We start from the raw sequence: 6,918 nt of genomic DNA on the forward strand, positions 1-6,918 counted from the left end.
AAATTATATAGCAGTTCAGTGCCATACGTTGAAAGTTATCAATTTATTTGAAATATATGTGTATTCTTTCTCTCTGCCCCGTCTTGATATTTTCAGCCAATGCAACAGCAAGAAATCCAGATCCTCCTGCAACTTTTATTTTGCTGCCATTTGGTGACATCTTCGCTACACCCCAGTTACTTCTTGCATACGATATTCCCCCTCTGAGTTTCCAACCTTTTTTCAGATTAAATTTAAATGCGATACTCTTATTTTTATATTTGGAATAACGCAGATTATAAATTGCATTCTTTTTAAAGGCAGTTCCTTTAATTGTGAGCTTTCCCACCTTTGCAGAAGAAACAGGATTTACATATTTATACACGGTAAATGTACATTTGTAAGTTTCCTGTCCGGTTTTCACAGTAATGGTTGTTGTACCAGCCTTTTTGGGCGTAGCCCAAATAGCATTATCCTTTATCTTTACAGTTGCAACTTTAGTATTACTGGATCTCACAGCAACTTTTCTTTTTCCAATGTAGGCAATACGTTCATCCGGATTGTAGCATCTGCGATTTTCCATAGTTTTAGAAGAATAAATAGTTGCATTTTCCTTGACAGGAATTTTAAATGCCTCTTTTGCGTAAGCAGGCACGGTCATTGCAAACATCATAGCAAATGTCAGAACAACCATTATTATTTTTTTTAGTGACTTTTTCATTTTCAACACTCCCTTCATGATATGGACATTACAGAATACAATATATATATACATTTTTGATTTTATAACAGTTTATACCCATTTACAATCTGTGCCAAAATGTGTGCGCAATTCTTTCGCGGGTTTGTCACATTCTGTTTTTTATCAATAAAAAAACTGCCATATCAGATTTCTCCAATACAGCAGTTTCCTCATCTTCTTATTTACCAGCTATGTAAAATACCAGTGCCTCATTCACATCTTAGTGGCAGTGTCCGCCGCAGCTTCCACAATTACCATTGCAGCCTTTTCCGCTTTTTTTATCCTTCACAATGCTTCTCACTGCCAGACCTGCTATTACGACTACGATAGCACCTACAACTACTGTTCCCATATGATACTCCTTTCAGATTACCTATAAGCTCCTTTATGTTGTTAGTATATTCTAACATTCATTAGATGTCAATATTTATTTTATATTCCTTACACATTCAGCTTCATCTGTCCGTCTTTAATATATCCCATATTTCGCATTCCGCGGTAAATCACATAGGATAACAGTCCCGGAAGCAGGAAGTGGAACAATACAATTTTCAGAATTACCAGCACCGGTGATTCTGTTGCCACCATAGTCTGGTAAGTCATGATCTGTCCAACCAGACCTGAGGTTCCCATTCCGGAGCCTGTCGCATTGTTTGTCATATGGAAAGGCCCGATAATGGCAATTGGGCCTAAAATAGCAGATGCCAGTGTAGGAGGCAGCCAGATCAGCGGACGCTTCATAATATTAGGGATCTGCAGCATGGAGGTTCCGATTCCCTGGGCAAAAAGACCGCCCACACCATTATCCTTAAAACTTGTCACTGCAAATCCAATCATCTGACAGCAGCATCCGATCGTTGCCGCACCCGCTGCCACGCCATTCAGCCCCAGAATAATTCCAAGAGCAGCAGAACTAATTGGCAAAGTCAGTACCATTCCCATGATGACAGAAACCACAATTCCCATCAGGATTGGCTGCTGCTCAGTTCCCCAGTTTACCAGGTTGCCAAGCCATATCATGAAGCTTGATACTCCCGGTCCTACCAGTATCCCTACAGCACCACCGGAAAGGATGGTGATTGCTGGTGTAATAAGAAGATCCAGTTTTGTTTTTCCGGCAACCAGCCTCCCAATCGTAATTCCCACATATGCAGCCACAAATGCTCCAAGAGGCTCGCCAGGACCGGATAACACTAATGCCCCTGTATCAGACAACAGGGTTCCTGCAATAAGGTTTGATGCATAAGCCCCGATCATTCCTGCTGCCGCAGCCGACAACAGCACATAAGTAGATTCCCGGAATTTATACGCAACACCGATGCCGATTCCGGCACCTGTAAGCCTCTGGGCAACCACTGCAAATGCACTTAAATAAGTGCCATATGTACCGCCCATCAAATCACCGATCTGTTTCAAAATAGTTCCGATGATCAAAGTAGAAAACAACCCCAAAGCCATTCCGCTTAAACCATCAATAAAAATATTGTTTAAAACCTTCTTTATCGCTTTCATACTCTCTCCTTGTCCCCACCATCTAAAGCATGTAAAAAATTAATCTTGCAATCTGCAAAATACACCGAAAAGTGGGGCATGCTGACTGCGAGATTGTTTTTTCCGAACACGCTCTAATATAGATCCATCTTCTTCCTTCCCAGTTCCAGAAATACCTTCGTCCCTTTTCCAAGCTCCGACTCTATCCTGATTCCGTGATCCAGCCTTTTCATAATCTTTCCGCAAAGATAAAGTCCAATTCCAGTAGACCTGTTCTCTTCACGTCCATTATAGCCAGTAAACCCCTTTTCAAAAACCCGGGGCAAATCTTCGGCACGGATTCCGATTCCAGTATCTTCGATCACCAACGTATGCGGCCTGGATTTGCTCATATAGATGGATATTTTTCCTTTTTTTGTGTATTTCAGTGCATTTGATAAAATTTGTCCCAACACAAAGCCAAGCCATTTTTCATCTGTAAGCACCGTTTCCGATACCTCTTGATACTCCAGAGAAAGCTTTTTCCCAATAAATATTCTGGCAAATTTGTGAATCTGCTCACGAATCAGAGAATCCATATCCACTTCCTCAAAGCGGATGTCTGAAGCCATATCCTCCGTTCGAAGATACCCCAGCACCATCTCCACATACTGCTCCACCTTAAAAAGCTCATTCTGAATCTCCTGAGGTCTGGGCTTCTCTTCCTGAAGAAGCAATCTTGCTGCAGCAATAGGTGTTTTGATCTGGTGGACCCACAGCGTATAAAAGTCTGTCAATTCTGTACCAAAAGCACTTCTCTGATTTTCAGCCTCTATTCTCTTCTCATCCAGACTACGGCAGATTTCCCGGTAAATAGCCTCATTTTCATTCTCCGGAGCCTCCAGATATTCTTCTGAAAAATTGCCGCAGTCTCTTATGTAAAGCAGACTTTCCTGCTTTTTCCGGTATTTATGGTAATCCCACATAAGCCCCAGGCCTGTCAGCAGCATTTCAAAAACCGCCACATAACCTACAGGCTCCAGCGGAATATCATACAGAAAAAGGATTCCAGCCGTTACCGCTACCATAAGTAAAGCCAAAACACCTGTTTTCCATCTGGTTTTCAGATATTTAATCATACCATGTACCCCAGGCCTTTTTTGGTGATAATGAAGTTCTCTACACCCAGACCTTCCAGCTTCCGACGGATTCTTGTGATGTTTACTGTCAAAGTATTGTCATCCACAAAGCTGTCGCTCTCCCACAGTTTTGTCATAATCGACTCTCTGGATACAACATGCCCCTGATGTTCAAATAGTATCTGCAATATCTTCAATTCGTTTTTCGTCAGGTCTGCAAGCTTTCCATCCACTGAAATCGTCCCATTTCCAGGATTCAGCACTACGCCGCCCCTTTCCAGAAGACTGTTGTTCTGACCAAAGGCATAGGTTCTGCGAAGCACAGCCTGCACCTTCGCAGTTAACACATCCAGATCAAAAGGTTTCGCGATAAAATCATCTGCACCCCGGCTCATGGCCATTACCATATTCATATTGTCAGCCGCTGAAGACAGAAACATCACTGGTACCTGTGAAATTTTGCGGATTTCCTCACACCAATGAAAACCGTTAAAAAACGGCAGTTTCAAATCCAGCAGCACCAGCTGTGGATCTTTTTGCACAAACTCCTGAATCACATGAGTGAAATCTTCGATCTGAAAGACCTCATATCCCCAGGATTCCAAATGTCGCTTTACTATCTGTACAATAATTTCGTCATCTTCTATTATTAAGATTTTATACATTTTTAATCAATTTTTTCTTCTAAACGGACATGTCTGCCTGCGCAGACATCACCCCAAATGAAAGTCGATTGTTCCGCGCCTTTAGCGCTACCGCGCAGGACTTTTATCCTAAATATGCCTTCAGTAATTTCAGTGTATTCTTCGCTCCATCCCTGTGTGACCGCTCGTATCCATGAGATGCGTAAACTCCCGGTCCGATCAGACCATGCTTCATATCATAGCCTGCTTTCAGTGCCGCATCCACATCAGAGCCATAATGAGGATACACATCCACAGCAAACGCAATGTCATTCTCCTGTGCAGCCTTGATCAGACCGGAAACCACCTGGTAATCATATGGTCCCATACTGTCCTTAGCGCAGATTGAAACCATGGTTTCATCACATTCCAGGCCTTTTCCAACACATCCCATATCTACGGAGATCATCTCTGTCACTCCATCTGGGATAGCGGCACATCCACCATGTCCCACTTCCTCATAAGAAGTGATCAGTACATAAATGGTACGCTCTGTCTGAATTTCTTTCTCTTTCAGATATTTAGCATAGCCGAGAAGAATGGCAGTGCTGAATTTATCATCAAGGAAACGGCTCTTGATGTATCCGCTCTCAGTCACAACTGTCCTTGGATCAAAGCAGACAAAATCGCCTGTCATGATTCCAAGTTTTTTCACATCCTCTTTATTCTTCACTGGCTCATCAAGAATGGCCTCCATCGTCTCATAAGTACGTTTGGTATCGCTATACTCGCCGTTTACATGAACAGACGCATTCTCCAGCTGGAAAGTTGCATCATATACTTTGCCGGACTTTGTATAAACCTTACAATTCTCAGCCTCTGCATTGTTTGGATTCATACCGCCAATATTAGTCAGCTTCAAATGACCGTTATCCATGATCTGGCAAACCATTCCGCCCAGTGTATCCATGTGGGCAGCCAGAACTACTGCGTTCTTATCGTCCTTTCCCCCAAGCTTTACAAGCACAGCGCCCTTCTGGGTGATCTGCGGCTCATAGCCCAGCTTTTCAAATTCTTTTTTTACAAAATCTGCTGCCATGTGGGTAAAACCACTTGGACTTGGCACTGAAAGCAGATCCTGTGCTGTTTTCATAATGTAATCTGTGTATTTTCCCATGATATTCTCTCCTGTTTTTTACAAATTTTAGTCTTCTTACCTATCGTTCTTCACTTTCTGTATAGCAATGCGCCTCACAGAAATTACTTTTAAGCGATAACATTATATGATACCAGTGTCAAAAGGTCAAAAAGCTGTTCGTGCTTGCACGATAAGGCTTTTGAACTTGGGACACGCCAAATATGAGAAAGTAGCGATTTACGCAGTAAATCAGCGGATTTCGAATATTTGGAGGATTGCGGGAGCAGCGTAGCTGCGTAGCAATCTGGGTATCAAATGAGTGTCAAAAGACCTTTTGACACTCATATCATTATATTTACTTATTATCCTCAAATGTGATAACTTTATAAACCCATACTTTTTGCCAATTCCACTGGTCTGGCTGCGTCACATAAGCTTCCCATGAATTTCCTGCGGCACTCTGGCTTTCACCAGAATTCCAGTATCTGTGTACTCCTCCGAAAGCAGCTGCCCATATTCCCGAATCAGCTGGATCTTGCCAGCCTCCTGGTAGGTAAAAAGCTTTTCCACATAAATCTGCTCTTCAGAAAGGATTTTCCCCAGAAGCTGCTTTAAATCCTCCAGACCTTCCCCTGTTTTGGCCGAAACCTTAAGAGTATGGTCTGCCATACTGTCGCGCAGGCGGATTGCTGCACCCACATCGACCTTGTTAAATAAAGTAATCGTCTTTTTGCCCTGGACACCAAGCTCCTGCAGGGTATCATAAACAACCTCCATCTGCTGTACCGCCTGAGGATTCGAGCAGTCTACCACATGTATAATATAATCTGCATATTTCGCTTCCTCCAGGGTACTCTTAAAAGCTTCAACCAGATTATGCGGCAGCTTACGGATAAACCCAACAGTATCTGTAAGCAGGATCTGCTGTCCGTCATCTAATGTCAATGCTCTGGTTGTAGGATCCAATGTGGCAAACAGCTTATCCTCTGAAAGCACTCCGGCTCCAGTGAGGGTATTTAACAATGTAGATTTACCTGCATTGGTATAACCTACAATAGCAACAGTCTTCATCTTTCCCCGGGTACGTCCGGTACGGAGCAGCTCTCTGTGCTTCTCTACCTGGGAAAGCTCTTCCTTCAGCGCTGTGATTCTCTTTCGGATCAGACGTCGGTCGCTCTCCAGCTTCTTCTCTCCAGGACCTCGGGTTCCGATTCCTCCTCCAAGTCTGGACAAAGACGCACCTAGTCCTACCAGTCTGGATGCTCTGTAACGGAGCTGTGCAAGCTCAACCTGAATCTTTCCCTCGTTGGTAGTGGCATGTTTTGCAAAAATGTCAAGGATCAGAAGAGTTCTGTCCATTACCTTACATTCCAGCTCATGCTCCAGATTGTTCATCTGTGCCGGGGAAAGTTCATCGTCACAGATGATTCCTGTAGCATCCGTGGCCAGCATAAGAGCACGTACCTCCTCGATCTTTCCTTTTCCAATATAAGTTCCAGGATGTACAGTCTCACGGTTCTGGATAATTTTTCCCACTGTCTGGGCTCCGGCAGTATCTGCAAGCTCCTCCAGTTCATCCAAGGATTCTTTCACATTGTCGTTCTCGTCCAGCTGAACGCCAACCAGAATCACCTGCTCCTGTATTTCTTCAATATATTCCATAAATCCTCCTTCCGGATCATCCATAAACTAACTTTCAGTTACTTTTCTATCTGAAAATCATCTGTTAGAGTATAACACAAACCCATTCCTTTTGGGAGAGGTATATTTCAGTTACTGTTCACTGGTAACGTTCCGCGAGGCGTTTTTTGTGAACAAAGTTCACAG

7 protein-coding genes are annotated in these 6,918 nt (G+C 43.2%); all 7 read right to left on the minus strand.

The features are described from left to right. Window positions 1–43: 43 nt before the first annotated feature. Window positions 44–700: a hypothetical protein gene (locus tag LIZ66_RS15780; protein WP_227201032.1), complete on the minus strand. Its 657-nt coding sequence runs from the start codon at window positions 698–700 to the stop codon at window positions 44–46. Between the two features lie 241 nt (window positions 701–941). Further along, window positions 942–1,073, minus strand: a complete 132-nt coding sequence (locus LIZ66_RS15785; protein WP_148461082.1) for a FeoB-associated Cys-rich membrane protein — start codon at window positions 1,071–1,073, stop codon at window positions 942–944. A gap of 89 nt (window positions 1,074–1,162) precedes the next feature. Continuing rightward, complete coding sequence (locus LIZ66_RS15790; RefSeq protein WP_173769356.1) at window positions 1,163–2,233, minus strand: PTS sugar transporter subunit IIC; 1,071 nt, start codon at window positions 2,231–2,233, stop codon at window positions 1,163–1,165. A gap of 113 nt (window positions 2,234–2,346) precedes the next feature. After that, window positions 2,347–3,330: a sensor histidine kinase gene (locus LIZ66_RS15795; RefSeq protein ID WP_173769357.1), complete on the minus strand. Its 984-nt coding sequence runs from the start codon at window positions 3,328–3,330 to the stop codon at window positions 2,347–2,349. Then, window positions 3,327–3,995: a response regulator transcription factor gene (locus LIZ66_RS15800; protein WP_118578126.1), complete on the minus strand. Its 669-nt coding sequence runs from the start codon at window positions 3,993–3,995 to the stop codon at window positions 3,327–3,329. The genes LIZ66_RS15795 and LIZ66_RS15800 overlap by 4 nt, the downstream gene beginning before the upstream one ends. A 103-nt stretch (window positions 3,996–4,098) precedes the next feature. After that, window positions 4,099–5,130: a M42 family metallopeptidase gene (locus LIZ66_RS15805; RefSeq protein ID WP_173718193.1), complete on the minus strand. Its 1,032-nt coding sequence runs from the start codon at window positions 5,128–5,130 to the stop codon at window positions 4,099–4,101. 387 nt (window positions 5,131–5,517) lie between these two features. Next, window positions 5,518–6,753 (minus strand): GTPase HflX, encoded by a 1,236-nt coding sequence (gene hflX / locus LIZ66_RS15810; protein WP_227201033.1) that lies wholly within the window; start codon window positions 6,751–6,753, stop codon window positions 5,518–5,520. Window positions 6,754–6,918: the final 165 nt, after the last annotated feature.

It is taken from the genome of Blautia faecis (genome assembly GCF_020554845.1).
Lineage (GTDB): Bacteria > Bacillota > Clostridia > Lachnospirales > Lachnospiraceae > Blautia_A > Blautia_A faecis.